Here is a 26,138-nt window from a genome sequence, read left to right on the forward strand (position 1 = left end):
TGGAGCACTTATGAGTAAAAAATATTTTGGCACCGACGGTATCCGTGGTCGGGTCGGCGAATATCCCATTACCCCTGATTTCATGCTCAAGCTTGGCTGGGCTGCCGGCATGGCGTTCCGAAAAATGGGTGCCTGCAGGGTCCTCGTCGGTAAGGACACGCGGATATCCGGTTACATGTTTGAGTCGGCCCTTGAAGCCGGCCTGACGTCGGCGGGAGCCGATGTCATGCTGCTCGGGCCAATGCCCACGCCTGCTATCGCCTACCTGACCCGCACTTTCCAGGCGCAGGCCGGCATCGTGATCAGCGCGTCGCATAATCCCCATGACGACAACGGCATCAAGTTCTTCTCCGGCAAGGGCACCAAGCTGCCTGACGAAATCGAGCTGATGATTGAAGAGCTGCTGGATGCGCCGATGACGGTGGTTGAGTCAAGCAAGATCGGCAAGGTCTCCCGGATCAATGATGCATCGGGTCGCTACATTGAGTTCTGCAAAGGCAGCGTTCCAACCGGTACCAGTTTCTCAGGGCTCAAGATCGTGGTCGATTGCGCCCATGGCGCAACCTACAAGGTTGCACCCAGCGTATTTCGTGAGCTGGGCGCCGAAGTCGTTGTGCTTTCCGCCCAGCCGAACGGGCTGAACATCAACCATAACTGTGGATCGACCCATACCGAGGCATTGCAGGCAGCCGTATTGGCTGAGCATGCCGATCTGGGGATCGCCTTCGACGGAGATGGCGATCGAGTGCTGATGGTCGATCACACCGGTACGGTTGTCGACGGTGATGAGCTGCTGTTCATCATCGCTCGCGATTTGCACGGGCGTGGCAAGCTGCAAGGCGGCGTCGTCGGAACATTGATGAGCAACCTCGGCCTTGAGTTGGCCCTGGCTGATCTGGATATTCCCTTTGTGCGCGCCAATGTGGGCGACCGCTACGTGATTTCCGAGTTGCTGGAGCGCAGCTGGGTGATTGGTGGCGAAAATTCGGGGCATATTGTCTGTTTCGACCACACCACCACTGGCGATGCGATCATTGCCGCCTTGCAAGTGTTGATGGCGCTCAAGGCGCGTAACGAAAGCCTCGCGCAGTCGCGCCAGGCGTTGCGCAAGTGTCCGCAGGTGTTGATCAATGTACGTTTCGGCGGGGGTGTGAATCCGCTTGATCACGCGACGGTCAAGCAAGCCAGTGAGCGCGTCACCCAGGCAATGGCAGGGCGTGGAAGGGTATTGTTGCGCAAGTCGGGAACAGAGCCTTTGGTGCGCGTAATGGTCGAAGGAGAGGACGAAACCCAGGTCCGTGGTTATGCCGAAGAGCTGGCAAAGCTTGTTACTGAAGTTTCTGCCTGAATTCGGCTTGCCAGTCATGAAACGGTTGGGTAACATCTGCGCCCACTTTGACCGACGAGGTACAGCATGCGTCGCCCTATGGTAGCTGGTAACTGGAAAATGCACGGTACCCGCGCCAGCGTCGCTGAGCTGACCAACGGCCTTCGTCATCTGGCCTTGCCAAGCGGTGTTGATGTCGCGGTATTCCCGCCCTGCTTGTATATCAACCAAGTGGTTGATGCCTTGAAGGGTAAGTCGATTTCGGTCGGCGCGCAGAACTCTGCGGTGGAATCCATGCAAGGTGCGCTGACCGGTGAGATTGCGCCGAGTCAGTTGGTGGATGCAGGGTGTTCCCTGGTTCTGATCGGACATTCCGAGCGTCGCCAGATTATGGGCGAGCAGGACAAGATGCTGATCCGCAAATTTGCTGCGGCTCAGGCTTGCGGTCTGATTCCGGTGTTGTGTGTAGGGGAAACTCTCGAGCAGCGTGAAGCCGGCAAGACGCTTGAGGTTGTCGGGCGTCAGCTGGGCAGCATCATAGAAGACTTGGGTGTCGGTGCTTTTGCAAAGGCCGTCATTGCTTACGAGCCGGTCTGGGCCATTGGTACAGGGCTCACGGCTTCGCCGCAGCAGGCGCAGGATGTGCACGCCGCCATCCGTGCGCAGTTGGCGGCAGAGAATTCTGAAGTGGCACGAGGTGTGCGGCTTCTATACGGCGGCAGCGTGAAGGCGGCCAATGCGGCCGAACTGTTCGGCATGCCGGATATCGATGGGGGGCTCATTGGTGGAGCGTCCCTGAATGCAGATGAGTTCGGTGCGATCTGTCGCGCCGCGGGAAACTGAAAAAATGCTGGAAACAGTCGTAGTCGTTTTTCATCTGCTGGGCGCACTGGGTGTAGTCGCTCTCGTATTGCTGCAGCAGGGTAAAGGTGCGGATGCTGGTGCGTCTTTCGGTGCAGGTGCTTCAAATACTGTATTCGGAAGCCAAGGTTCCTCTACCTTTCTTAGTAAGTTTACTGCTATACTCGCCGCCGGTTTCTTCATAACCAGCTTAGGGTTAGGTTACTTTGCTAAAGAGAAGGCTCAAGAGCTGACTCAGGTAGGTTTGCCAAATCCAGCGGTGTTGGAAGCGCCAAAGCAACAGCCGGCTTCTGATGATGTCCCGGTGCTTCAAGAGCAAAAGTCGGCCAACTCGGCGACTGACGTACCTCCAGCTCAAGAGCAGAAGTAAGAAGGTTTCAAGCGCTGTATTTGCCGAGGTGGTGGAATTGGTAGACACGCAACCTTGAGGTGGTTGTGCCCATAGGGTGTAGGGGTTCGAGTCCCCTTCTCGGTACCAATTATCAGGAGAGCCCGCTTTTGCGGGCTTTCTTGTAGGTGGAAGCGTTACATTGACCCTATTAGGGATCGGTCGTATACTTCCGCCCCAGCTTTGTCGCGGGATGGAGCAGCCTGGTAGCTCGTCGGGCTCATAACCCGAAGGTCGTCGGTTCAAATCCGGCTCCCGCAACCAGTTTCAGGGCCCCTTCCAAGGGGCTTTTTGTTAGCTGGACACTTTACAACGCCGCTGTTCAACGGCGTTTCAAGGATGGGCGTTTCGCCCATTTTTTATTTTGCACAGCATGCACTACATGCACGAGGGGGTTCAGGTGTCGAGCAAGCTAGAAGAGTTGCAGGCCTTGTTGGCCCCGGTGGTCGTGGCCCTAGGCTATGAATGCTGGGGTATTGAGTTTTCGGCTCAAGGTCGCCACTCAATGTTGCGCGTTTATATTGATAAGGAAGGCGGTGTGCTGGTGGACGATTGCGCCATTGTCAGCCGTCAGATCAGTGGTGTACTGGATGTTGAAGATCCAATCGCCTCCGAATACACCCTTGAAGTTTCCTCGCCTGGCATGGAACGCCCTCTGTTCACTCTTGAGCAGTTTGCTTCGTTTGCCGGTGAACAAGTGAAAATCAGGCTGCGCTCGCCTTTCGAAGGTCGACGCAACTTCCAAGGCCTTCTACGCGGTGTAGAAGAGCAGGATGTCGTGGTTCAAGTAGACGAACACGAATTCCTGTTGCCGATCGATATGATCGACAAGGCCAACATTATTCCCAGTTTTGACTGATACGTGCCAGATACTGCGGATCCCGCGGATCCAATGGCTTGCGAAAGGCGAGGCGTACGATGAGCAAAGAAGTACTGCTGGTTGTTGAGTCGGTATCCAATGAAAAGGGCGTACCGGCTAACGTTATTTTTGAAGCGCTGGAGCTGGCCCTGGCCACTGCTACCAAGAAGCGGTTCGAAGACGAAGTTGATTTGCGTGTGGAAATCAATCGCCACACGGGTGCCTACGAGACGTTCCGTCGCTGGACGGTAGTCGAGGAAGCGGACCTGGACGACCCGGCTATCGAAACCTGGCCGAGCAAGGTTGCGGAAACGCACCCGGGCGCCAAGGTCGGCGATGTCGTCGAAGAAAAAATCGAGTCCATTGAATTCGGTCGCATCGCTGCACAGACTGCCAAGCAGGTTATTGTGCAGAAAGTTCGCGAAGCCGAGCGCGCGCAAGTCGTCGACGCTTATCGCGAGCGCCTGGGGGAAATCATCTCCGGCACCGTGAAAAAAGTGACCCGCGACAACGTGATCGTCGACCTGGGCAACAACGCCGAAGCGTTGCTGGCTCGCGAAGACATCATTTCTCGCGAAACTTTCCGGGTTGGCGTGCGTTTGCGTGCGCTGCTCAAGGAAATCCGCACCGAGAACCGCGGCCCGCAGCTGATCCTGTCGCGTACTGCGCCGGAGATGCTGATCGAGTTGTTCCGCATCGAAGTGCCGGAGATTGCTGAAGGCCTGATCGAAGTCATGGCCGCGTCCCGTGATCCGGGTTCGCGTGCCAAGATCGCGGTCCGCTCCAAGGACAAGCGTATCGACCCGCAAGGTGCCTGCATCGGCATGCGTGGTTCGCGTGTCCAGGCCGTATCCGGCGAGTTGGGCGGTGAGCGCGTGGACATCGTCCTGTGGGACGACAACCCGGCTCAGTTCGTGATCAATGCCATGTCGCCTGCTGAAGTGGCGGCAATTATCGTCGACGAAGATGCCCATGCCATGGACATCGCCGTTGGCGCAGACAATCTGGCTCAGGCCATCGGTCGCGGTGGTCAGAACGTGCGTCTGGCCAGCCAATTGACTGGCTGGACCCTGAACGTGATGACCGAATCGGACATCCAGGCTAAGCAGCAAGCTGAAACCGGCGATATCCTGCGCAACTTCATCGAAGAGCTTGAAGTCGATGAAGAGCTGGCGCAGGTGCTGGTGGATGAAGGCTTTACCAGCCTGGAAGAGATTGCCTACGTACCGGTGGAGGAAATGCTCAACATCGACGGCTTTGACGAGGAAATCGTCAACGAGCTTCGCGCTCGGGCCAAGGATCGTTTGTTGACCAAAGCCATCGCTACTGAGGAAAAGCTGGCAGACGCCCATCCGGCCGAAGACCTGCTCTCGCTTGAGGGCATGGACAAGGATTTGGCGATGGAACTGGCGGTGCGCGGCGTAATTACCCGCGAAGACCTGGCCGAGCAGTCTATTGACGATCTGCTCGACATCGACGGCATTGACGATGATCGTGCCGGCAAGTTGATCATGGCCGCCCGAGCCCACTGGTTCGAGTAATTAGGCGCGGCCTGAGGAGAGAAGTGCATGACGCAAGTCACGGTGAAACAACTGGCCGATGAGGTCAAAACACCGGTAGAGCGCCTGTTGCAGCAGATGCGTGAGGCAGGTCTGCCGCACACCGCCGCCGAGGAACATGTGACCGACAGTGAGAAGCAGTCCCTGCTGACTCACCTGAAGAGCAGTCACAAGGCGAAAGTGGAAGAACCGCGCAAGATCACTCTGCAGCGTAAAACCACCAGCACCCTGCGTGTTGCCGGTAGCAAAAGCATCAGCGTTGAAGTACGCAAGAAGAAAGTCTTCGTACAGCGCAGCCCGGAAGAAATCGAAGCCGAGCGTAAACGCGAACTGGAAGAACGTCGCGCAGTAGAAAATGCTGCTCGCCAGAAGGCTGAAGAAGAAGCCAAGCGTCGTGCTGAAGAAGAAGCGCGTCGCCAGCCTGCTGCTGCGCAACCCGCTCCGACCGAAGCTGTCGAGGCTGTTGCCTCGGTTGCCGAACCTGTGCGCGAAGCCGCTCCAGTCGTAGCGCCGGCGCCGGCTCCGGCCGATACCCGCAAGCGCGACGAACAGCGTCGTCCGGACAAGCCACGTGCCGACGACAACCGTCGTGGTAGTGGCGATGGCGAGCGCAAGAACGCTCCTCATCGCGCTTCGGTCAAGGAAAAGGCGCCGGCACCACGCGTTGCGCCTCGTACTACTGACGAAGAAAGCGATGGCTTCCGTCGCGGCGGTCGCGGCAAGGCCAAGCTGAAGAAACGCAACGCCCACGGTTTCCAGAGCCCAACCGGCCCTGTCGTGCGCGAAGTGAAGATCGGCGAGACCATCACTGTGGGCGACCTGGCCCAGCAGATGTCGGTCAAGGCTGCTGAAATCATCAAGTTCATGTTCAAGCTGGGCACCCCGGCCACCATCAACCAGGTGCTGGACCAGGAAACTGCCCAGCTGGTCGCCGAAGAGCTGGGCCACAAAGTGACCCTCGTCAGCGACACCGCCCTGGAAGATTCCCTGGCCGAGTCGCTGAAGTTCGAAGGTGAAGCGGTTGCCCGTGCGCCGGTCGTGACCGTCATGGGTCACGTTGACCACGGTAAGACCTCGCTGCTCGACTATATCCGTCGTGCGAAGGTTGCCGCTGGCGAAGCTGGCGGTATTACCCAGCACATCGGCGCCTACCACGTTGAAACCGACCGCGGCATGGTGACGTTCCTCGACACCCCTGGTCACGCCGCGTTTACCGCGATGCGTGCCCGTGGTGCCAAGGCGACCGACATCGTGATCCTGGTGGTTGCAGCGGACGACGGTGTCATGCCGCAAACCATCGAAGCCGTTCAGCATGCCCAGGCTGCTGGCGTGCCGCTGGTGGTTGCAGTGAACAAGATCGACAAGCCGGGCGCTGATCTCGATCGCATCCGCAGCGAACTGTCGGTTCACGGCGTGACCTCCGAAGAATGGGGTGGCGACACGCCATTTGTTCCGGTTTCGGCGAAGATGGGTACTGGCGTCGACGAACTGCTCGAAGCCGTCCTGTTGCAGGCCGAGGTTCTGGAATTGACCGCTACGCCTTCGGCGCCTGGCCGTGGTGTGGTTGTTGAATCGCGCCTCGACAAGGGCCGCGGCCCGGTGGCAACCGTGCTGGTTCAAGACGGTACCCTGCGTCAAGGCGACATGGTGCTGGTTGGCTCGAACTATGGCCGCGTGCGCGCCATGCTCGACGAGAACGGCAAGCCAATCAAGGAAGCCGGTCCGGCTATTCCGGTCGAGATTCTCGGCCTGGACGGTACTCCGGACGCTGGCGATGAGATGAGCGTTGTGGCTGACGAGAAGAAAGCCCGTGAAGTTGCTCTGTTCCGTCAAGGCAAGTTCCGCGAAGTCAAGCTGGCCCGTGCTCACGCCGGCAAGCTGGAAAACATCTTCGAAAACATGGGCCAGGAAGAGAAGAAGACGCTTAACATCGTCCTCAAATCCGACGTCCGTGGTTCGTTGGAAGCGTTGAACGGCGCCTTGAATGGCCTGGGTAACGACGAAGTGCAAGTGCGTGTGGTCGGTGGCGGCGTCGGTGGTATCACCGAATCCGATGCCAACCTGGCACTGGCTTCCAACGCTGTACTGTTCGGCTTCAACGTGCGTGCCGATGCTGGCGCTCGCAAGATCGTCGAGCAGGAAGGCCTGGACATGCGTTACTACAACGTGATCTACGACATCATTGAAGACGTCAAGAAAGCGTTGACCGGTATGTTGGGCAGCGACGTGCGGGAGAACATCCTGGGCGTGGCCGAAGTTCGCGACGTGTTCCGTTCGCCGAAATTTGGTGCCATCGCCGGTTGCATGGTGATCGAAGGTGTCGTTCACCGTAACCGTCCGATCCGTGTACTGCGTGAAGACATCGTTATTTTCGAAGGCGAGCTGGAATCCCTGCGTCGCTTCAAGGATGACGCTTCCGAAGTACGTGCCGGCATGGAATGCGGTATTGGCGTCAAGAGCTACAACGACGTCAAGGTCGGTGACAAGATCGAAGTCTTCGAGAAGGTCCAGGTTGCTCGCAGCCTCTGACTCGCGCACTTCAAGAGCCGCACCGGGCATTTGCATGAACATGCATTGCCTCGCTGGCGGACTCTAAACGCAACGCCCGGTCTGGCTTTTGCCAGGCCGGGCGTTTGCCGCTTTCAGACCTCGCGGGTTTCACCGTGGGGCAGTAACAGGTAACAAGACATGGCAAAAGAATACAGCCGTACCCAACGAATCGGCGATCAGATGCAGCGCGAGCTGGCCCAACTGATCCGTCGCGAAGTCAAAGACCCGCGCGTTGGCCTGGTCACCATTACCGCCGTGGAAGTTAGCCGTGACGTCGGTCATGCAAAGATTTTCATCACCGTGATGGGGCAGGACAGCGCCGAAGAAATCGCCCAGAGCATCAAGGTGCTCAACTCGGCTGCCGGTTTCCTGCGTATGCAGTTGGCCCGGGAGATGAAGCTGCGCAGCGTTCCACAGTTGCACTTCCATTACGACGAAAGCGTCGTGCGTGGCGCGCACCTGTCGGCGTTGATCGAGCGCGCCGTGGCTGAAGACAGCCAACACCCGGCGGCGCCTGAACCCGAAGACACCAAGGAGTAATCGGTGGCTCAGGTCAAACGTATCCGTCGTAACGTCAGCGGTATCATCCTGCTCGACAAGCCGCTGGGGTTCACCTCCAACGCAGCCTTGCAGAAAGTTCGCTGGCTGCTCAATGCCGAGAAGGCCGGCCACACCGGCAGCCTCGATCCGCTGGCCACTGGCGTCCTGCCGCTGTGCTTTGGCGAGGCGACCAAGTTCTCCCAGTACCTGCTCGATTCCGACAAGGGCTATGAAACCCTGGCGCAGTTGGGCAAGACCACCACCACGGCGGACGCCGAAGGTGAGGTTTTGCTGGAACGCCCGGTGACCGTTGGTCAGGCGGATATCGAAGCGGTGCTGCCGAAATTTCGCGGGCAAATCAGTCAGATACCGCCGATGTACTCCGCTTTGAAGCGCGATGGACAGCCGTTGTACAAACTGGCCCGTGCAGGCGAGGTAGTGGAGCGCGAACCGCGTTCTGTTACTATTGCGCGCTTGGAATTACTGGCTTTTAACGGTAATACTGCGCGGCTGGCTGTGGATTGCAGCAAGGGCACCTATATCCGGACCCTGGTGGAGGATATAGGTGAGCAGCTCGGTTGCGGTGCGTACGTGGCAGAATTGCGACGGACCCAGGCCGGACCTTTCACCTTGGCCCAGACGGTCACGCTGGAAGAACTCGAAGCGGTGCATGCCGAAGGCGGGAACGAAGCGGTCGACCGTTTCCTGATGCCATCGGACAGTGGCTTGCTCGACTGGCCGCTGCTGCAGTTCTCTGAACACAGTGCGTTCTACTGGCTCAACGGCCAGCCCGTACGTGCCCCGGATGCGCCGAAGTTCGGCATGGTCCGGGTACAGGATCACAACGGTCGTTTCATCGGTATTGGTGAAGTGAGCGAAGACGGGCGCATTGCGCCGCGTCGACTGATTCGGTCGGAATGACCGGAACCAGCCTGCGTAACAACAGGTTGGCGAGTGTGGCTGTTAACAGGCACGGTCACTACTCATTTATAGATACAGGGATTTGTCCCTGGCCTGTTGGTACGGTTTCCCCGGAAACGGTACCTCACAAGAGGAAAGCCACATGGCACTCAGCGTTGAAGAAAAAGCTCAGATCGTGACCGACTACCAGCAAGCTGTTGGTGATACTGGTTCGCCAGAAGTGCAAGTTGCACTGCTGACCGCCAACATCAACAAACTGCAAGGTCACTTCAAGGCCAACGGTAAAGATCACCACTCCCGTCGTGGTCTGATCCGCATGGTAAACCAGCGTCGCAAGCTGCTGGATTACCTCAAGGGCAAGGACGTTAATCGTTACAGCACCTTGATCGGTCGCCTGGGTCTGCGTCGCTAATCAGCGATTGCGCTATGAGGTTGGTTGTCTGCCAGTTGCCGGCGTTCTGCGTTGGCGACCGGCAGGCTCCCAGCCTCAAGTTTTATCTGGACAGTCGTTGGGCCGATTCCCCGCACTGCCCAAGAATTTCGTTAAAGAAGACAAGTTCCCCAAGAGCCACAAAGAAGGTAGGACACCGTGAACCCGGTAATCAAAAAATTCCAGTTCGGTCAGTCGACCGTTACCCTCGAGACTGGCCGTATCGCCCGTCAGGCCTCCGGCGCAGTGCTGGTCACCGTTGACGATGACGTCAGCGTATTGGTGACCGTTGTCGGTGCCAAGCAAGCCGATCCAGGCAAGGGTTTCTTCCCTCTGTCTGTCCACTACCAGGAAAAGACTTACGCTGCCGGTAAGATTCCTGGCGGTTTCTTCAAGCGCGAAGGCCGTCCTTCCGAGAAAGAAACCCTGACTTCCCGACTGATCGACCGTCCGATCCGTCCGCTTTTCCCAGAAGGTTTCATGAACGAAGTGCAGGTTGTCTGCACCGTCGTGTCCACCAGCAAGAAGACCGATCCGGACATCGCTGCGATGATCGGTACCTCGGCTGCCCTGGCCATCTCCGGCATTCCTTTCGATGGCCCGATCGGCGCTGCCCGCGTTGCGTTCCACGAAAGCACCGGCTACCTGCTGAACCCGACCTACGAGCAACTGAAGGCTTCCAGCCTGGACATGGTCGTAGCCGGTACTTCCGAAGCCGTGCTGATGGTTGAATCCGAAGCCAAAGAGCTGACCGAAGACCAGATGCTGGGCGCCGTCCTGTTCGCCCACGACGAGTTCCAGGCAGTGATCAACGCCGTCAAGGAACTGGCCGCCGAAGCCGCCAAGCCAACCTGGACCTGGGCTCCACAGCCAGAAGCCACCGAACTGCTGGGCGCGATCCGTGCCGAGTTCGGCGAAGCGATTTCCCAGGCCTACACCATCACCATCAAGGCCGACCGCTACGCGCGCCTGGGCGAGCTGAAAGACCAGGTCGTTGCCAAGTTCTCCGGCGAAGAAGGCCAGCCATCGTCCAGCGACGTGAAGGCGGCTTTCGGTGAAATCGAATACCGCACCGTCCGCGAAAACATCGTCAACGGCAAGCCACGTATCGACGGTCGCGACACCCGTACCGTACGTCCGCTGAACATCGAAGTCGGCGTCCTGCCAAAGACCCACGGTTCGGCATTGTTCACCCGTGGCGAGACCCAGGCCCTGGTCGTTGCAACACTGGGCACCGCCCGTGACGCGCAACTGCTCGACACCCTGGAAGGCGAAAAGAAAGACCCGTTCATGCTGCACTACAACTTCCCTCCGTTCTCGGTAGGCGAGTGTGGTCGCATGGGTGGTGCTGGTCGCCGCGAAATCGGTCACGGCCGTCTGGCTCGTCGTTCGGTCCAGGCCATGCTGCCGGCCGCTGACGTGTTCCCGTACACCATCCGCGTGGTATCGGAAATCACCGAATCCAACGGTTCGAGCTCGATGGCTTCGGTCTGCGGCGCTTCCCTGGCCTTGATGGACGCTGGTGTGCCGATGAAGGCACCGGTTGCCGGTATCGCCATGGGCCTGGTTAAAGAAGGCGAGAAATTCGCCGTCCTGACCGACATCCTGGGTGACGAAGACCACCTGGGCGACATGGACTTCAAAGTGGCCGGTACCGCCAAAGGCGTCACCGCGCTGCAGATGGACATCAAGATCAAGGGCATCACCGAAGAGATCATGGAAATCGCCCTGGGCCAAGCCCTGGAAGCGCGCCTGAATATCCTCGGCCAGATGAACCAGGTCATCGGTCAGTCCCGCACCGAGCTGTCGGAAAATGCTCCGACCATGATCGCGATGAAAATCGACACCGACAAGATCCGTGACGTCATCGGTAAAGGCGGCGCGACCATCCGTGCGATCTGCGAAGAAACCAAGGCTTCGATCGACATCGAAGACGACGGTTCGATCAAGATCTTCGGCGAAACCAAGGAAGCGGCAGAAGCAGCACGCCAGCGCGTCCTGGGTATTACCGCAGAAGCCGAGATCGGCAAGATCTACGTCGGCAAGGTTGAGCGCATCGTCGACTTCGGCGCGTTCGTCAACATCCTGCCGGGCAAGGACGGTCTGGTTCACATCTCCATGCTGAGCGATGCTCGCGTCGAGAAAGTGACCGACATCCTCAAAGAAGGCCAGGAAGTGGAAGTGCTGGTACTGGACGTGGACAACCGCGGCCGTATCAAGCTGTCCATCAAGGACGTCGCAGCAGCCAAGGCATCGGGCGTTTAATCGGCCCCTCGCTTAGCCGCTGAACAAGCAAACGCCCCGACTGGTTCGGGGCGTTTTGCTGTGTGGCGAAAATCCCTGCCTGGCAGGTTGCCTGGCTACAGGGGACGGTGCTAGTTTTAGCCACCGCCCGTGTAGCTCAGTCGGTAGAGCAGCGCACTCGTAACGCGAAGGTCGCAGGTTCGATTCCTGTCTCGGGCACCAGGGTTCTACATTCGCCTTTATGCGTGATGCTGTAGATATTCGTTCAGTGCCTGGCGTGTCAGGTCATTCAGCGACACATTTTGCCGGGTTGCCGCCAAAGCGGCTGCCAGATGCAGATCGTGCCCGATACGAACATTGAATGATCCCTTGCACGGAATCTCTGGCTTCTGCCCAAGCTGCTCGCAGGTTTGTAGATAGTCATCCACCGCCTCGCGAAAAGCTGCTTCCAGCTCAGCCACGGTTTGCCCTTCATAACTCACCAGCGCCCTGATGAATAAGAGCTTTCCAAACAGGCATTTGTCTTCGGTGCTCGCTTCAATTGAGCCGACATAGCCTTTGTATTGCAGCTGGGGGTTCATGGAATCAGGCCTCCTGTTTTCAATTGCTCAATAATCTGGCGTCTTATATACGCTTTGAGATCATTTCCGGGATGCGGCTTGTGCAGGTTGTTCATTGCATTCGGGTCTCCATTGTCGAATTTGACCCTACTGCCTGACCCTTCTAATTGGGAATAGCCAAGCCGACATAACAGCGTGACAAGCTCCGACCAAGTGAATGCGCTTTGCCCGTTGAGTAGCTTTGCGAGAAGTTTTTCATTCTTTGACATGAATGCTTTTTCTTGCAACTGAATATAGTTGCATGCTCTTGAACGGTCAATGGATAGGCTTCTGTTCGTCGAAACCCGGGTAAGGAAGGTGGAAATTTATACGGGGTGAATTCCGGGTATGGAAACGAGAAACTGTAACCGCGCACATACCTCGCACCTGCACTCGATTCCAGTTGTTGCACTGGCTTTCGTCTCTGTTAGGATTCCTTGTCCCAAAAAACAAACACCGTTGTTTTCAGATGATCCCCCGAATGGTTCTGAAGGCCAGGTAAACCGGGCTTCCAACGGCTTCCTGCGTCAGAGAGATCCTTGATGATCCAGATCCATCTTCCATTCCCAGATCAGCGAGAACGCCATGAACGCTAAAGAATTGACCCAAGAAGCCAGGCACGCAGAAGCCCTGCGCCAATATGCCTCGGACACGCCTCAGTTACTGGAAGAGATCAAGGACCTGAGCCCCGATGATCAAAAAGACCAGCTCCAGTGGGCGTTCGAGGACGAGGCCGAAGCCCAGGGGCTGCAGCCTTGGGAGCTGACGCTCAAATACACCAGCACGCCTGAAGAGTTCGAGACGCAGCGCCTTGCCTTGCACAAGGAGGCTGCCGAGGTGTTGGGTGTGGAATGGGATGAATACTGCGAGATGAACAATCTGGTGGTCTGAAGAAAACGCCAGCCTTTCAAGGCTGGCGTTTTTTCTTGTCAGAGGCTCAAGCGCATCGACAGATCAACCGCCTTGACATCCTTGGTCATCGCACCGATAGAGATGTAGTCGACTCCGGTCTCGGCAATCGGCCGCAACGTGTTTTCGTTGATGCCCCCGCTGGCTTCCAGCCTCGCCTTGCCGCCGTTCAGGCGTACCGCTTCGCGCATATCGTCCAGGCTCAGTTCGTCGAGCATGATGATGTCGGCACCGGCCGCCAGTGCTTCTTTCAGTTCCGCCAGGCTTTCCACTTCGACTTCCACCGGTTTGCCCGGTGCGATCTGGTGGGCGGCGCTGATGGCCTGGGCAATCCCGCCGCAAGCGGCAATGTGGTTTTCCTTGATCAGGAACGCGTCATACAGGCCGATGCGGTGGTTATGGCAGCCGCCGCAGGTCACGGCATATTTTTGCGCCAGGCGTAGCCCCGGCAGGGTTTTGCGAGTGTCCAGCAGCTTGACCTGGGTATCGGCGACGAAGTCGGCCAGGTAGCGAGCCCGGGTGGCGACGCCTGACAGTAACTGCAGGAAATTCAGCGCGCTGCGTTCGCCTGTCAGCAGTGAGCGGGCCGGGCCTTCGAGGTGGAACAACGCCTGGTCAGGGTTCACGCGGTCGCCGTCGTGTACTTGCCAATGCACCGCGACACGCGGGTCCAGCTGCCGGAACACTGTATCGACCCAGGCCGTGCCGCTGATGATTGCGGCTTCACGGGTAATGATGGTGGCCTTGGCCAGGCGTTCGGCGGGGATCAGTTGCGCAGTGATGTCGCCGCTGCCGATGTCTTCCAAAAGCGCGCGGCGCACGTTGGCTTCGATTTCGGCGGTCAGGTCGGCGAGACGTAGATTCGGCATAACGGGCTCCACAAACAAAGTGGCCGGATTATATCCGCTTGGGACTTGTTGGCTTGCATTTGGTCGCCTGCCCGCAACATTTACCCGAATAGCAGGTCTTTTATTGCGATCTCTTTGAGCCGGTTCACAGAGTCCTCTGGTGCGACGAGTTCTTTTTACCCGATAATCCGCCTTTCGATTGACGTCATGAGTTTGACGTCGCGAACCGAAGAATGCCGTTTCAGGAGGCCAGGATGCACAACGACGGGAATGTAGTGCCTTTGCATAAAGTGCCTACCGACCAGGCGAATCGTTCGCCGCTCGCCCGCCTGCCTGTGATTCTGCTTCAGGTCCGCGACAAGGCCGCGCAGCAATTGCGCGTTGGTTTGCAGGGCCTGTTCGATAACGCCGATGACACCTTGTTCGAAATGGCCGACCGGGCGCGCAACGACATCGAGCAGAATCTGTACTTCGAAGCGATGCGCGACTTGCGGTTGAAGCGAAAGAGTATCGAGCGTGAGTTCCTCGAGCAGTTTTTCGAGGCCTTTGTCAGTCTTGCCCAATATGACCTGACCCAGGCAACCCTGGCACCCGTGCTGGGCTCCCTGCCGAGCCAGCCGAACCATGACGAGCTTGAACGCCGCCTGGCGGTGGAGACCATGGTCGCCCGGGTGCTTAGCCGCGACGGTGTATCGCTCGATCAACTGACGGCGCGGCTCGGCGTATTGCTGGACCGGCCCTTGACCAACCAGCAGAACCCCTTGAGTCCGGCACTGTTGTGCGAGCATTTTCTCCAGGCCGGGCGCAACCTGGGCGTGGGGATCAAGGTCAAGCTGATCCTGCTCAAGCTTTTCGAACGTTACGTACTCAGTGAATGCGATCAGTTCTATGCGGAGGCCAATCAGTTGCTGGCCGCGACGGGCGTGTTGCCGGACCTCAAGGTCTCACCGTCGCGACGGGCGTCGGATCGTGTCGAGGAAGTGACCCGACCCAACGTCGATGGCGCCGCCAGGCCTAGGGCCGATGAGGTCGACGACAGCGTCCAGGAGGTTTTCGCCGCGTTGCAGAAGTTGCTGGTCCAGGTGCGCGGCAGCGTTGCGCCGACCCTGGAACCCAGCGTGCCAGCCCAGCCGATCTCGACACGGGACCTGCTGCGACTGTTGTCTCACCTACAGCAGTACGTACCGTCGCCCACCGTTCAGGATGACTTCGACCTGCGCAGTCAACTCGAACAGCTGCTGACCCGTGTCAGTGTCAAGAGCGGCAGGTCCCGGGTCGTCGATGGTGCTGATGAAGACGTGATCAACCTGATCGCGATGATGTTCGAATTCATTCTCGACGACCATAACTTGCCGGACTCGCTCAAGGCCTTGATCGGTCGACTGCAGATTCCCATGCTCAAGGTCGCGGTACAGGACAAGAGTTTTTTCAGCCGCGGCAACCATCCGGCCCGTCGGTTGCTCAACGAAATTGCCGCGGCAGCGATGGGTTGGGGCGATTGCGACGATCATCAGCGCGACAGCCTATACCTGCGCATCGAGCAAGTCGTGCAGCGCTTGTTGAATGACTTCGTCGACGATCCGGCGATCTTTTCCGAAGTGTTGGCCGACTTCCTGGCGTTCACCAGCGACGAACGCCGTCGCAGCGAACTGCTGGAACAACGCATCCGCGACGCTGAAGAAGGCCGCGCCAAGGCCGAACTGGCCCGGCAGCGAGTGGAAGGGGCGCTGAACCAGGTCATGCTGGGCAAGGTCTTGCCCCAGGCGGTGGTGGATTTTGTGCAGCAGGCCTGGAGCCAGGTGTTGTTGCTGACCGGTTTCAAGCATGGCGAGCAATCAGCCGAATGGCAGGCCGACGTGTTGACCCTCGAACAATTGGTCTGGAGTGTCCAACACCACGAAGAATCCGATGCGGGTCTGCGCTTGCTGGCGATGGTGCCGGAGCTGCTCAAGGCCTTGCGCGAAGGCTTGAGCCGTTCGGCATTCGATCCGTTTGCCACCAGCGAATTCTTCAGCGAGCTGGAAGTGCTCCATGTCCAGGCGCTCCAACGGCTGGGCCAGGCAACCGAGCAGGCGCAGCCGGCGGATTCGCCGGTGCTGGTCGAGGTGGTGGAGCCCATCGTCCTGCGAACCACGCCGAAAACGCCGACTGACGAACCGACCGTGCGCTTGCCTGCCGATGACGTTGGCCTGATCCAGGTCGATCAGCTGCGCCTGGGAAGCTGGGTCGAATTCCAGGAGGACGAAGACAACAATCTTCGGTGCAAGCTCGCGGCCATCATCCAGGCCACCGGCAAGTTTGTCTTCGTCAACCGCACCGGTCTCAAGGTCCTGGAGCACAGCCGCACCAGCCTGGCGTTGGAGTTCCGCCGAGGCGCGGCGCGATTGCTGGACGACACCCTGCTGTTCGACCGGGCGCTGGAGTCCGTGCTCGGCAACCTGCGCCAGCTCAATCGCGGCAAGTGATCGCGCAGCCAAGGCCGATCGCGGCATACTGACGGTCTTCACCGTCGTCATCGAAGGAACCTGTATGCAGCTGGACTCCGCGAGCGGTTGGTGCGATGGCGTGCGTCATTGCCCATCACCCAATTTCAATGCGCGCCCCGAGGGTGAAATCTCCCTGCTGGTCATCCACAACATCAGCTTGCCGCCGGCACAGTTCGCCACGGGCAAAGTGCAGGAATTTTTCCAGAATCGCCTGGATGTCACGGAACATCCCTACTTTGCCGGTATTGCAGACCTGCGCGTCTCTGCGCATTTCCTGATCGAACGTGACGGCGCGGTAACCCAGTTTGTCTCTTGTCTTGATCGTGCGTGGCACGCGGGCGTCTCGTGTTTCGAAGGGCGGGAGACGTGTAACGATTTTTCCATAGGCATCGAGCTCGAAGGCACCGATGATCTGCCATTCACCGATGCGCAATATGCTGTCCTGGTGGACCTGACCCGGCAGTTGCAAAAGGCGTTCGCGGCGATCACGGTGCAGCGCATTTGCGGGCACAGCGACATCGCGCCGGGACGCAAGACCGATCCGGGACCGGCATTCGACTGGGCGCGCTATCGTGCGGCCCTGACAGAAGGGGAAGAACAATGAGTTTTCTGGTGTTGCTGCTGGCGGTCTGGATCGAGAAGTTCTCGGCCTTGCGCCAGCGGATCCAGCGTGATGGCGGCTGGCTGGGCGAGCTGAACAAGCTCGAGGCGCGTCCGCGCTGGGTCAATCGCCCCTGGCTGGTGCTTGTGGTGACGGTCCTGCTGCCAGTGTCGCTGTTGGCGTTGCTGCTCTGGGTACTGGAGCCGGTAGCCTATGGTTTGCTGGCATTGCCGATACATCTGATTGTGGTGATCTACAGCCTGGGGCGTGGCGATCTGTTGGCTGATCTCGGGCCGTTTCGCGATGCATGGCGACGTGAAGACCTGCAAGCGGCGACCCACGTGGCCAAGCGTGACTTGAACATCGATGCCGACAATGGCGAGCAATTGCTGGGACGGGTCCAAGGGCATCTGCTGTGGCAGGCGTACCAGAGCTTCTTCGCTGTTATCTTCTGGTACTTCCTGCTGGGCCCGGTCGCAGCGCTGAGCTATCGATTGCTGGCGCTGGCCGCCGAGCACAGCCTGAACCCCGGCGTGGCCGAGCGGGCCGCGCAGTTGCGCCACGCCTTCGACTGGGTGCCAGTGCGGTTGCTGGCGGCGAGCTTCGCCCTGGTGGGCAACTTCGTCGCGGTCAGCCGGGTCATGCTGCATGAATTGCTGAACTGGAACATCAGCGCCGCCGACCTCATCGACAAGGTCGGGCTGGTGGCTGGCGAGATCCCAACCGCCGTCGTCGGGCCGGAAGGCATCAACACCCTGGATCGACTCTGGGAATTGCTGTTGCGCGCGGCAGTGCTCTGGTACGCCGGGTTTGCGTTGTGGACGGTGTTGGCCTGACGCCCCGCACTTATCCTGGGCGTGCTTCGCAGGCCAGCGCAAGCAAGTTCGCTGGCCACGGATGGTGTGCCCTCGTTAACCTTAAGTTACAAATCTCTCCGCCGATTTAGGCTATACAGGGACAGCGTCACGAATAGTGGCTTTGTGCTGTCTCCGTGCACGTGCGCATAACAATAAGAACACTACCGGGAGACCTCCTTGTGAAGAGTTTGCTCTGGCCCGCCGTCGCCCTGATGAATCGCCTGAGCTTCGGCATGAAGTTCAGCCTGATCAGCGTCCTGTTCCTGCTGCCGATGCTGGTGACCAATTTTTTCCTGGTGCGTGATTCCTATCGGGAGTTCCAGGGCACGCAAGTGGAGCTGCAAAGCCTGGACTTGCTGGGCAGCGGCCTGGCGCTGCGGCGCGACCTGGAGACGCTGAACAACCTGGTGCAGATCAACGCCAGCCTGGGTCAGTCCGGCAAGGCCGGCGACGTGGAAGCGAAGATCACCGCGCTCGAGCAAAAGGTGCTCGCACGGTTGCAAGGCATGACGGCCATGGCCATCGAGCCCGAGCACGTCAGCACCTTCGATGCCAAGCGCGACGAGATGATCGCCGCTTTCAAGGCCCAACAGGCCGAAAGCTCCCTGCAAAGCAAAAGTGCCTTGATTGGCAGTCTGCTCAACAACGCACAGATATTCGGCCAGATCATCGCCAGTCAGGCGGGCCTGAGTCGTGACAACCAGGGTGACATCCGCCAGCTCAGCGAGTTGATCGTCGGTGTAACGCCCAAGGTCACCCAAATCCTCGGCGAGGGCCGTGCGTTGGGTGCTTCGTCGCTGGGGCTGGGCTTTCTCAATTCAGCGTCGAGTACCCGGTTCGAAGAGTTGTTGGTGCAGATCGAAAAGCTGCAGGGCGAATACGACCTGAAACTGCAAGACGCCCTGGGTTCGAGCTCGGCGGCTGGACAAGCGCTCGCCGATCCGGCCGCAGGCAGCAAGGGCACGCTCAAGCAGGCTGCGCAATTGATCGAAGATCAAGTGGTGATGGCCGACACGCTTGATGCTCCCTGGCCAGCATTTTTCGAACAGGTCAGCGGCCTGATGGAGCAGACCTACCGGCTCAACGAAGCGACCCTGGAATTTCTCGGTGTGCAATTGCAGCAGCGCCTGGGGCAGAACCGTAGCCACATGGTGTTGCAAGCCGTGGCGCTGGCAGCGGTGTTCTTGCTGATCTTCTATCTGTACGCCGGTTTCTACGCCTCGACGCGCACCACGCTCAAGCATCTGGGCGCGATGATGGACAAAGTCGCGGCGGGGGACATGACGGTCAATTTCGTCGCCCGCAGCAAGGACGAGTTGGGCGAGTTGGGCGAGGTGTTCAATGGCACCGTGGCGAAGATCCATGACTTGATCGAACAGGTCGGCCACACCGTCGCCGAGGTCGAGCGCCAGGCCGGGCAGGTAGAAACGGTATCGGCCCAGAGCAATCAGGCCGTCGCCGGTCAACGCAGCCAGATCGAATTGGTTGCCACGGCGATGAACCAAATGTCCGCCACAGCCCAGGAAGTCGCCCGCAGCGCGGCGGCGGCGGTCAGCAGCGCCCACAGTGTGAACGACGAAACCCTGAGCGGGCGGGGATTGGTGGAGTCCCAGCAGGGCAGCATTGCGCGGCTCGCCAATGAAATCGACCAGTCAGTGCAAGTGATCAATCAACTGGCGACCGACAGTCAGGCGATCAGCCGCGTGCTGGAGGTGATCAAGAGCATTGCCGAACAAACCAACCTGTTGGCCCTCAACGCCGCCATCGAAGCCGCCCGGGCCGGCGAGCAAGGGCGCGGGTTTGCGGTGGTGGCCGACGAGGTGCGAACCCTGGCCAAGCGGACGCAGCAGTCGACCGAAGAGATCGAAGCCATGATCAGTCGTCTGCATGGCGGGGTCGGTGCCGCCGTCAAGGCGATGGGCACCAGCCATGAGATGGCCAGCGGCACGGTCGGACAGTCGGAGAAGGTGCAGCAGGCCCTGGAAAACATTCTTGGTGCCGTCGGCATGATCGTCGACCAGAACCAGCAGATCGCCGCTGCGGTGGAGCAGCAGACCGCCGTTGCCCATGACATCGACCAGAACATCGTCGAGATCAACCGCGCCGGCGAACGCACCGCCGAAGGCGCCCACCAGACCGAAGACGCCAGCCGAGAACTGTCCGCCCAGGTGACGCAGCTCAAACAGTTGATCAATGCGTTCCGGGTTTAACCGCCAGGCTCATCACAAAAGCGTGTGGGAGCAAGCCCGCTCCCACACGAGTTCACCACTGGAACAGTTGGCGGGCGTTTGCCGTGCTGGCCTCGGCCAATCGCTCAGGCGTCACCGTCATGATCCCCGCCAGCGCTTCGCAGATCGCCGGCAAATGGGCCGGGCTGTTGCGTTCGCCAGGAAACATCGCCGGAGCCATGTCTGGTGAGTCGGTCTCCAGCACCACCGCGTCCAACGGCAGTTTCGGCAGCACCCGGTGCATGCGCAGGGCCTGGGGCCAAGTAGCCGCGCCGCCAAGGCCGAGCTTGAAACCGAGCTTGATGTATTCGCGGGCCTCTTCGAAGCTTCCCGCGAAGGCGTGGATGATGCCGGCCCGCGCCGGGCAGATGCGCTTGAGCGTCGCGATCACGGCGGCATGGCTGCGGCGCACATGGATCAGCGCCGGCAGCTCGAACTCCATGGCCAGTTCCAGCTGCGCCTCGAACAGCGTTTGCTGCCGGTCGCGATCCAGGGACTCGATGTAATAGTCCAGGCCGATTTCCCCCACTGCGCACAACTGCCGGTGCCCGGCGAGGCGGTCCAGCCATTCACGCAACTGCGCGAGATCATTGTTGTGATGCTGATCGAGATACACCGGATGCAGGCCCGGCGCGGCGTACAGGTGAGGGTCGCTTTGGACTAAGTCCCAGACGCGCTGCCAATTGTCGCGATACACGCCCAGCACCACCATTTCCCGAACGCCCAAGGCGCGGCTTTTGGCCAGCAGCGCCGAGCGGTCCGCGTCGAAATCCGGGAAATCCAAGTGAGTATGGGTGTCGATCAACTGCATAACCGGACCCCGAACCTCAGCCTTGGTGAATGCGCTGCTTGAACGTCCGCGCAATCGCCTGGACGCCGGGTTGATAGACATCGTTTTCGATGGCCGTCAGCGCCAGTTCCAACGCTTTGTCGGCGATCAGTTGGTGCTGTTGGGACATGGCATTGACTGGCAGCGGCAGGAAATCCAGCAGTTGCGTGTCGCCAAACGTGCCCAGGCGCAGTGGACGCGCCTTGAGCGGAAAATCATGCAGGGCATCGAACACCCCTTGCAGCAGCACGTATGAGGTGGTGATCAGCGCGTCGGGCAAATGGCCCAGGCGCGCGAGCATTTCGTCCATCAACTGGCGACCGCATTCACGGCTGAACGATTCGCCATGTTCGATCAGAACCTGACCTTCGAAGCCTTCCAACGCTTCGCGGAAACCCGCGGTCCGCTCCTGGCTGATGCTCAGTTCGGGGCGGGCGCTGATCAGGGCGATCTGCCGAGGGTTCGTCTCCAGGAGGCTGCGGGTCAGTTGCAGGCTGGCCTGGCGGTCATCGCTGATCACCGAGCAGAAATGCGCCGGCTCCATCACCCGGTCGATGGCGATGATCGGGATGCCCTTGGCCTGCAACTGGCGATAACTGTCATCGTCGGCGGGCAGGCAACTGGCGACGATCAGCGCATCGCAGCGCCGGGCACGGAACAGTTGCAGCAGTTGGCGCTCGCTGTCGGGCGCATCATCGGAACTGGCGATCAGCAACTGATAACCTCGGGCCCGGGCACCTTGTTCCAGCAGCTTGGCGATACGCGCGTAGCTGGGGTTCTCCAGGTCGGGCAGGATGAACCCGAGCGTGCGGGTATGTCGGCTGCGCAGTCCGGCAGCCTGGGGATTGGGCGTGAAGCCATGCTCCTCGACCACCGCCCGCACCCGTTCGACGGTCGCGTTGCTGATGCGTTGCTGTTCGGCCTTGCCGTTGATGACGTAGCTGGCGGTGGTCACGGACACACCGGCAAGCTGTGCGATATCACTGAGTTTCAACCCGGTTTTCCTTGTTTTTTCGAGTGTGCCCCGACAATGAAGACTCATCCTACCCGATTCGGATCGATGGTCACCCTACGGACGCTTTCGACAAGTTGCACTTCAAGGATGAGAGATTATCGAGTAACGTGCCAATCTTTCTAGATTAAACGTTTCAGCAAGCGTATTTTCAAGGCTCTCAGGTTTTTGGTCGGAGCTGCCGCAATCCCGCCGGAAGCCGTTTTGCAACGCTAAGCTGATTCATTCAAAACAATACCTGGCGCCGACCGGACGCCAAAAAGGAGAAAGCATGCTCGAGCTCACTCTAGAGCAGATATCCATGGCCCAGGTGGCTGTGGATAAAGACGCCGCGCTGCAACTGCTCGCTGACAAACTGGTGGCCGATGGCCTGGTAGCCGAGGGCTATCTTGCCGGCTTGCAGGCCCGCGAGGCCCAGGGCTCGACCTTTCTTGGCCAAGGTATCGCCATCCCCCACGGCACCCCGCAGACCCGCGACCTGGTTTACTCCACCGGCGTGCGCTTGCTGCAATTCCCCGAAGGCGTGGATTGGGGCGATGGCCAGATCGTTTACCTGGCGATCGGCATCGCGGCGAAATCCGACGAACACCTGCGTTTGCTGCAACTGCTGACCCGTGCCCTCGGCGAGACCGACCTGGGCCAGGCCCTGCGCCGCGCCGGTTCCGCCGAAGCCCTGTTGAAATTGTTGCAAGGCGCGCCGCAGGAACTGGCGCTGGATGCACAGATGATCGGCCTCGGCGTGTCGGCCGACGACTTCGAAGAGCTGGTTTGGCGCGGCGCTCGGTTGCTGCGCCAGGCCGATTGCGTGAGCAACGGTTTTGCCGGCGTGCTGCAGCAGGTCGATGCGTTGCCCCTCGGCGACGGGCTCTGGTGGCTGCACAGCGAACAGACCGTCAAGCGCCCGGGCCTGGCCTTCGTTACGCCGGACAAACCCATTCGTTACCTCGGCCAACCCTTGAGCGGACTGTTCTGCCTGGCGAGTCTCGGGGAAGCGCACCAAGCCTTGTTGGAAAGACTCTGCGCATTGCTGATCGAAGGTCGCGGCCATGAACTGGGTCGCGCCACCAGCAGCCGCAAGGTCCTGGAAGTGCTGGGCGGCGAGTTGCCTGCCGATTGGCCCAGTGCGCGTATCGGCCTGGCCAACGCCCATGGTTTGCATGCGCGTCCGGCGAAAATCCTCGCACAACTGGCCAAGCGCTTCGAAGGCGAGATCCGCGTGCGCATCGTCGACGGCCAGGACAGCGCCGTGTCGGTGAAGAGCCTGAGCAAGCTGCTGAGCCTGGGCGCCCGTCGCGGTCAGGTCCTGGAGTTCATTGCCGAACCGGGTATTGCCGCCGATGCGTTGCCGGCGTTGCTGGCGGCCGTCGAAGAAGGCCTTGGCGAAGAAGTCGAACCGCTGCCGCCACCGAGTGCGCCACGGGAAACCACCATTGCCGAAGTCGCCACGGTGCTGCTGGCGCCCGAATCCGGCAGCCTGATCCAGGCCGTCGCCGCCGCGCCGGGCATCGCCATCGGCCCGGCGCATATCCAGGTGCAGCAAGACATCGATTATCCGCTGCGTGGCGAGTCCCCGGCGATCGAGCGCGAGCGCCTGCAAAAAGCCCTGGGCCAAGTGCGTCGGGATATCCAGGGGCTGATCGAGCGGGCGAAGGCCAAGGCCATCCGCGAGATCTTCATCACCCACCAGGAGATGCTCGACGACCCGGAACTGACCGACGAAGTCGACACCCGCCTGAAACTCGGCGAGAGCGCGCAAGCGGCGTGGATGGGGGTGATCGAGGCCGCCGCGAAAGAGCAGGAAGCCCTGCAGGATGCGTTGCTTGCCGAACGTGCCGCGGATCTGCGGGACGTCGGTCGTCGAGTGCTGGCGCAGTTGTGCGGCATCGAGACTCCGGCTGAACCGGATCAACCGTACATCCTGGTGATGGACGAAGTCGGCCCGTCCGATGTCGCTCGCCTGGACCCGGCCCGCGTGGCGGGGATTCTTACCGCACGTGGCGGCGCCACCGCCCACAGCGCCATCGTCGCCCGCGCCTTGGGCATTCCGGCCTTGGTGGGCGCGGGTGCTGCGGTGTTGCTGTTGGCGCCGGGCACCTCCTTGCTGCTGGACGGCCAACGCGGTCGCCTGCATGTCGATCCGGACGCCGCGACCCTGCAACGGGCCGCCGAAGAGCGCGATACCCGCGAACAGCGCCTCAAGGTCGCTGCCGAGCAACGGCACCAACCAGCGCTGACCCGCGACGGTCATGCCGTGGAAGTGTTCGCCAACGTCGGCGAAAGCGCTGGCGTCACCAGCGCGGTGGAGCAGGGCGCCGAAGGCATCGGCCTGCTGCGCACCGAGTTGATCTTCATGGCCCACACCGAGGCTCCGGACGAAGCGACCCAGGAAGCCGAATACCGCAAGGTGCTCGAGGGCCTGGCCGGTCGGCCGCTAGTGGTGCGCACCCTCGATGTGGGCGGTGACAAACCGCTGCCTTACTGGCCGATCGCCAAAGAAGAAAACCCTTTCCTCGGCGTGCGCGGTATCCGCCTGACATTGCAACGTCCGCAGGTCATGGAAGCACAGCTGCGTGCCCTGTTGCGCTCCGCCGACAACCGTCCCCTACGGATCATGTTCCCCATGGTCGGCAGCGTCGACGAGTGGCGCCAGGCCCGGGACATGACCGAACGGCTGCGTCGGGAAATCCCTGTGGCGGACTTGCAGTTGGGCATCATGATCGAAGTGCCGTCCGCCGCGCTGCTGGCCCCGGTGCTCGCCCGGGAAGTCGATTTTTTCAGCGTCGGGACCAACGACCTGACGCAATACACCCTGGCGATCGACCGTGGTCACCCGACCCTGTCGGCCCAGGCCGATGGCTTGCACCCGGCGGTGTTGCAGCTGATCGACATCACCGTGCGCGCCGCCCATGCCCATGGCAAATGGGTGGGTGTGTGTGGCGAGCTGGCGGCCGATCCGCTGGCGGTGCCGGTGCTGGTGGGCCTGGGCGTCGACGAGCTGAGTGTCTCGGCCCGCAGCATTGCCGAGGTCAAGGCGCGGGTCCGCGAATTGAGCCTGGCGCAAGTACAAACCCTGGCCCGAGAGGCATTGGCCGTGGGCAGCGCCGATGACGTGCGCGCATTAGTGGAGGCGCTGTAATGGCGAAGATTCTTACCCTGACCCTCAACCCGGCGCTCGACCTCACGGTGGAGTTGGCGCGCCTGGAACCGGGCCAGGTCAACCGCAGCGACGCCATGCACGCCCACGCGGCCGGCAAGGGTGTGAACGTGGCCCAGGTGTTGGCCGACCTCGGCCATACGCTGACGGTCAGCGGTTTCCTGGGAGAAGACAACGCCCAGGTGTTCGAGACATTGTTCGCCCAGCGTGGCTTTGTTGACGGCTTCATCCGTGTTCCTGGCGAAACCCGCAGCAACATCAAGCTGGCCGAGCAGGACGGGCGCATCACCGACCTCAACGGCCCCGGCCCGATGGTCGATGAAGCCGCGCAGCAGGCGTTGCTGGCGCGCCTCGAGCAAATTGCTCCTGGCCATGACGCGGTGGTCGTCGCCGGTAGCTTGCCCCGAGGCGTCAGTCCGCAATGGTTGCAGGCGCTGATTACCCGGCTGAAAAAGCTCGGCTTGAACGTCGCCCTCGACACCAGCGGCGAGGCCCTGCGTGTCGCCCTGGCGGCAGGGCCATGGCTGATCAAGCCCAACACCGAGGAATTGGCCGATGCCCTGGGTTGCGATGTGGTCACTGAGCTGGCCCAAGCCCAAGCGGCTCGGCAGCTGCATAGCCAAGGCGTGGAACATGTAGTGATTTCCCATGGGGCCGACGGTGTGAATTGGTTCAGCGTCGGTTCAGCGCTGCATGCCTCGCCACCCAAGGTCACGGTTGCCAGCACCGTCGGCGCTGGTGATTCGCTGCTGGCCGGCATGCTGCACGGATTGCTCGGTGCCCACGCGCCGGAGCAAACCCTGCGCACCGCGACGGCCATTGCTGCCATGGCGGTCACGCAGATCGGTTTTGGTATCCACGACACCGCGTTGCTGGCGTCGCTTGAACAGGGCGTGCGCGTGCGCCCCCTGACAGAACAATAAGAGGGTTCGCAAG

Annotated in this window: 21 protein-coding genes, 3 tRNA genes and 1 pseudogene; 20 read left to right on the forward strand and 5 right to left on the reverse strand. The window is 60.3% G+C overall.

Features of this window, described 5'->3' with window-relative positions; all coding sequences use genetic code 11:
• Positions 1-10: 10 nt before the first annotated feature.
• The 13 genes from glmM (at position 11) to VQ575_RS03930 (ending at position 11,901) form a co-directional block, all read left to right on the forward strand.
• Entirely contained in the window at positions 11-1,348 is a 1,338-nt protein-coding gene (gene glmM, locus VQ575_RS03870; RefSeq protein WP_039592316.1) for a phosphoglucosamine mutase, read from the forward strand.
• A 66-nt stretch (positions 1,349-1,414) separates the two neighbouring features.
• Positions 1,415-2,170 (forward strand): triose-phosphate isomerase, encoded by a 756-nt coding sequence (gene tpiA, locus VQ575_RS03875; protein WP_045156923.1) that lies wholly within the window; start codon positions 1,415-1,417, stop codon positions 2,168-2,170.
• A 4-nt stretch (positions 2,171-2,174) separates the two neighbouring features.
• Entirely contained in the window at positions 2,175-2,558 is a 384-nt protein-coding gene (gene secG, locus VQ575_RS03880) for a preprotein translocase subunit SecG (protein ID WP_030139789.1), read from the forward strand.
• Positions 2,559-2,580: 22 nt separating this feature from the next.
• A tRNA-Leu gene (locus tag VQ575_RS03885) sits at positions 2,581-2,666 on the forward strand.
• A 97-nt stretch (positions 2,667-2,763) separates the two neighbouring features.
• A tRNA-Met gene (locus VQ575_RS03890) sits at positions 2,764-2,840 on the forward strand.
• Between the two features lie 136 nt (positions 2,841-2,976).
• Positions 2,977-3,435 (forward strand): ribosome maturation factor RimP, encoded by a 459-nt coding sequence (gene rimP / locus VQ575_RS03895; protein WP_033864484.1) that lies wholly within the window; start codon positions 2,977-2,979, stop codon positions 3,433-3,435.
• A 59-nt stretch (positions 3,436-3,494) separates the two neighbouring features.
• Entirely contained in the window at positions 3,495-4,976 is a 1,482-nt protein-coding gene (gene nusA / locus VQ575_RS03900; protein WP_003177868.1) for a transcription termination factor NusA, read from the forward strand.
• Positions 4,977-5,003: 27 nt separating this feature from the next.
• Entirely contained in the window at positions 5,004-7,523 is a 2,520-nt protein-coding gene (infB, locus tag VQ575_RS03905) for a translation initiation factor IF-2 (RefSeq protein WP_039592314.1), read from the forward strand.
• Positions 7,524-7,682: 159 nt separating this feature from the next.
• Positions 7,683-8,084: a 30S ribosome-binding factor RbfA gene (rbfA, locus tag VQ575_RS03910; protein ID WP_039592313.1), complete on the forward strand. Its 402-nt coding sequence runs from the start codon at positions 7,683-7,685 to the stop codon at positions 8,082-8,084.
• Positions 8,085-8,087: 3 nt separating this feature from the next.
• On the forward strand, positions 8,088-9,005 hold the full coding sequence (gene truB / locus VQ575_RS03915) for a tRNA pseudouridine(55) synthase TruB (protein ID WP_039592312.1): 918 nt from the start codon (positions 8,088-8,090) through the stop codon (positions 9,003-9,005).
• Positions 9,006-9,147: 142 nt separating this feature from the next.
• Positions 9,148-9,417 carry a 30S ribosomal protein S15 gene (gene rpsO, locus VQ575_RS03920; protein ID WP_039592311.1) on the forward strand — a complete coding sequence of 90 codons (270 nt, stop codon included), beginning with the start codon at positions 9,148-9,150 and terminating at the stop codon, positions 9,415-9,417.
• A gap of 177 nt (positions 9,418-9,594) precedes the next feature.
• A complete protein-coding gene (gene pnp, locus VQ575_RS03925) occupies positions 9,595-11,700 on the forward strand; it encodes a polyribonucleotide nucleotidyltransferase (protein WP_325919116.1) in 2,106 nt (701 codons plus the stop codon).
• A gap of 125 nt (positions 11,701-11,825) precedes the next feature.
• Positions 11,826-11,901: transfer RNA gene (locus tag VQ575_RS03930), tRNA-Thr, on the forward strand.
• Positions 11,902-11,918: 17 nt separating this feature from the next.
• Here the strand turns inward: VQ575_RS03930 and VQ575_RS03935 are convergent.
• Both VQ575_RS03935 and VQ575_RS03940 read right to left on the reverse strand, forming a co-directional pair.
• Entirely contained in the window at positions 11,919-12,260 is a 342-nt protein-coding gene (locus VQ575_RS03935) for a type II toxin-antitoxin system HicB family antitoxin (protein ID WP_039592309.1), read from the reverse strand.
• Positions 12,257-12,508, reverse strand: coding sequence for a type II toxin-antitoxin system HicA family toxin (locus VQ575_RS03940; protein WP_039592308.1), 252 nt, complete (start codon positions 12,506-12,508; stop codon positions 12,257-12,259). Before VQ575_RS03940 ends, VQ575_RS03935 begins: the two co-directional genes overlap by 4 nt.
• A gap of 355 nt (positions 12,509-12,863) precedes the next feature.
• On the opposite strand from VQ575_RS03940, the gene VQ575_RS03945 reads away from it, so the two are divergent.
• Positions 12,864-13,169 carry a DUF6388 family protein gene (locus tag VQ575_RS03945; RefSeq protein WP_039592307.1) on the forward strand — a complete coding sequence of 102 codons (306 nt, stop codon included), beginning with the start codon at positions 12,864-12,866 and terminating at the stop codon, positions 13,167-13,169.
• 38 nt (positions 13,170-13,207) lie between these two features.
• Here VQ575_RS03945 and nadC read toward each other — a convergent pair whose 3' ends face one another.
• Positions 13,208-14,056: a carboxylating nicotinate-nucleotide diphosphorylase gene (gene nadC / locus VQ575_RS03950; protein WP_039592306.1), complete on the reverse strand. Its 849-nt coding sequence runs from the start codon at positions 14,054-14,056 to the stop codon at positions 13,208-13,210.
• A 233-nt stretch (positions 14,057-14,289) separates the two neighbouring features.
• On the opposite strand from nadC, the gene VQ575_RS03955 reads away from it, so the two are divergent.
• The 4 genes and pseudogenes from VQ575_RS03955 to VQ575_RS27145 form a co-directional block, all read left to right on the forward strand.
• Complete coding sequence (locus tag VQ575_RS03955; RefSeq protein ID WP_045156919.1) at positions 14,290-16,500, forward strand: DUF1631 domain-containing protein; 2,211 nt, start codon at positions 14,290-14,292, stop codon at positions 16,498-16,500.
• A 64-nt stretch (positions 16,501-16,564) separates the two neighbouring features.
• Positions 16,565-17,125 (forward strand): 1,6-anhydro-N-acetylmuramyl-L-alanine amidase AmpD, encoded by a 561-nt coding sequence (ampD, locus tag VQ575_RS03960; protein WP_039592304.1) that lies wholly within the window; start codon positions 16,565-16,567, stop codon positions 17,123-17,125.
• Positions 17,122-17,958 (forward strand): regulatory signaling modulator protein AmpE, encoded by an 837-nt coding sequence (ampE, locus tag VQ575_RS03965; protein WP_039592303.1) that lies wholly within the window; start codon positions 17,122-17,124, stop codon positions 17,956-17,958. Before ampD ends, ampE begins: the two co-directional genes overlap by 4 nt.
• A 1,658-nt stretch (positions 17,959-19,616) precedes the next feature.
• Positions 19,617-20,189, forward strand: a pseudogene (locus VQ575_RS27145) (methyl-accepting chemotaxis protein); the annotation flags it as partial.
• 52 nt (positions 20,190-20,241) lie between these two features.
• Here the strand turns inward: VQ575_RS27145 and VQ575_RS03975 are convergent.
• Together VQ575_RS03975 and cra are read right to left on the reverse strand one after the other, a co-directional pair.
• The gene (locus VQ575_RS03975) at positions 20,242-21,018 is read right to left on the reverse strand and encodes a TatD family hydrolase (RefSeq protein WP_325919120.1); all 777 of its coding nucleotides are present in this window, start codon (positions 21,016-21,018) and stop codon (positions 20,242-20,244) included.
• A 16-nt stretch (positions 21,019-21,034) separates the two neighbouring features.
• Positions 21,035-22,030, reverse strand: a complete 996-nt coding sequence (gene cra / locus VQ575_RS03980) for a catabolite repressor/activator (protein ID WP_039592300.1) — start codon at positions 22,028-22,030, stop codon at positions 21,035-21,037.
• A 289-nt stretch (positions 22,031-22,319) separates the two neighbouring features.
• On the opposite strand from cra, the gene ptsP reads away from it, so the two are divergent.
• Positions 22,320-25,184 carry a phosphoenolpyruvate--protein phosphotransferase gene (ptsP, locus tag VQ575_RS03985; protein ID WP_039592299.1) on the forward strand — a complete coding sequence of 955 codons (2,865 nt, stop codon included), beginning with the start codon at positions 22,320-22,322 and terminating at the stop codon, positions 25,182-25,184.
• On the forward strand, positions 25,184-26,125 hold the full coding sequence (gene pfkB / locus VQ575_RS03990) for a 1-phosphofructokinase (RefSeq protein ID WP_325919123.1): 942 nt from the start codon (positions 25,184-25,186) through the stop codon (positions 26,123-26,125). The genes ptsP and pfkB overlap by 1 nt, the downstream gene beginning before the upstream one ends.
• The last annotated feature ends 13 nt before the right edge of the window (positions 26,126-26,138 follow it).

The organism is Pseudomonas frederiksbergensis, assembly GCF_035751725.1.
In the GTDB taxonomy this organism is placed as follows: Bacteria; Pseudomonadota; Gammaproteobacteria; order Pseudomonadales; family Pseudomonadaceae; genus Aquipseudomonas; species Aquipseudomonas frederiksbergensis_A.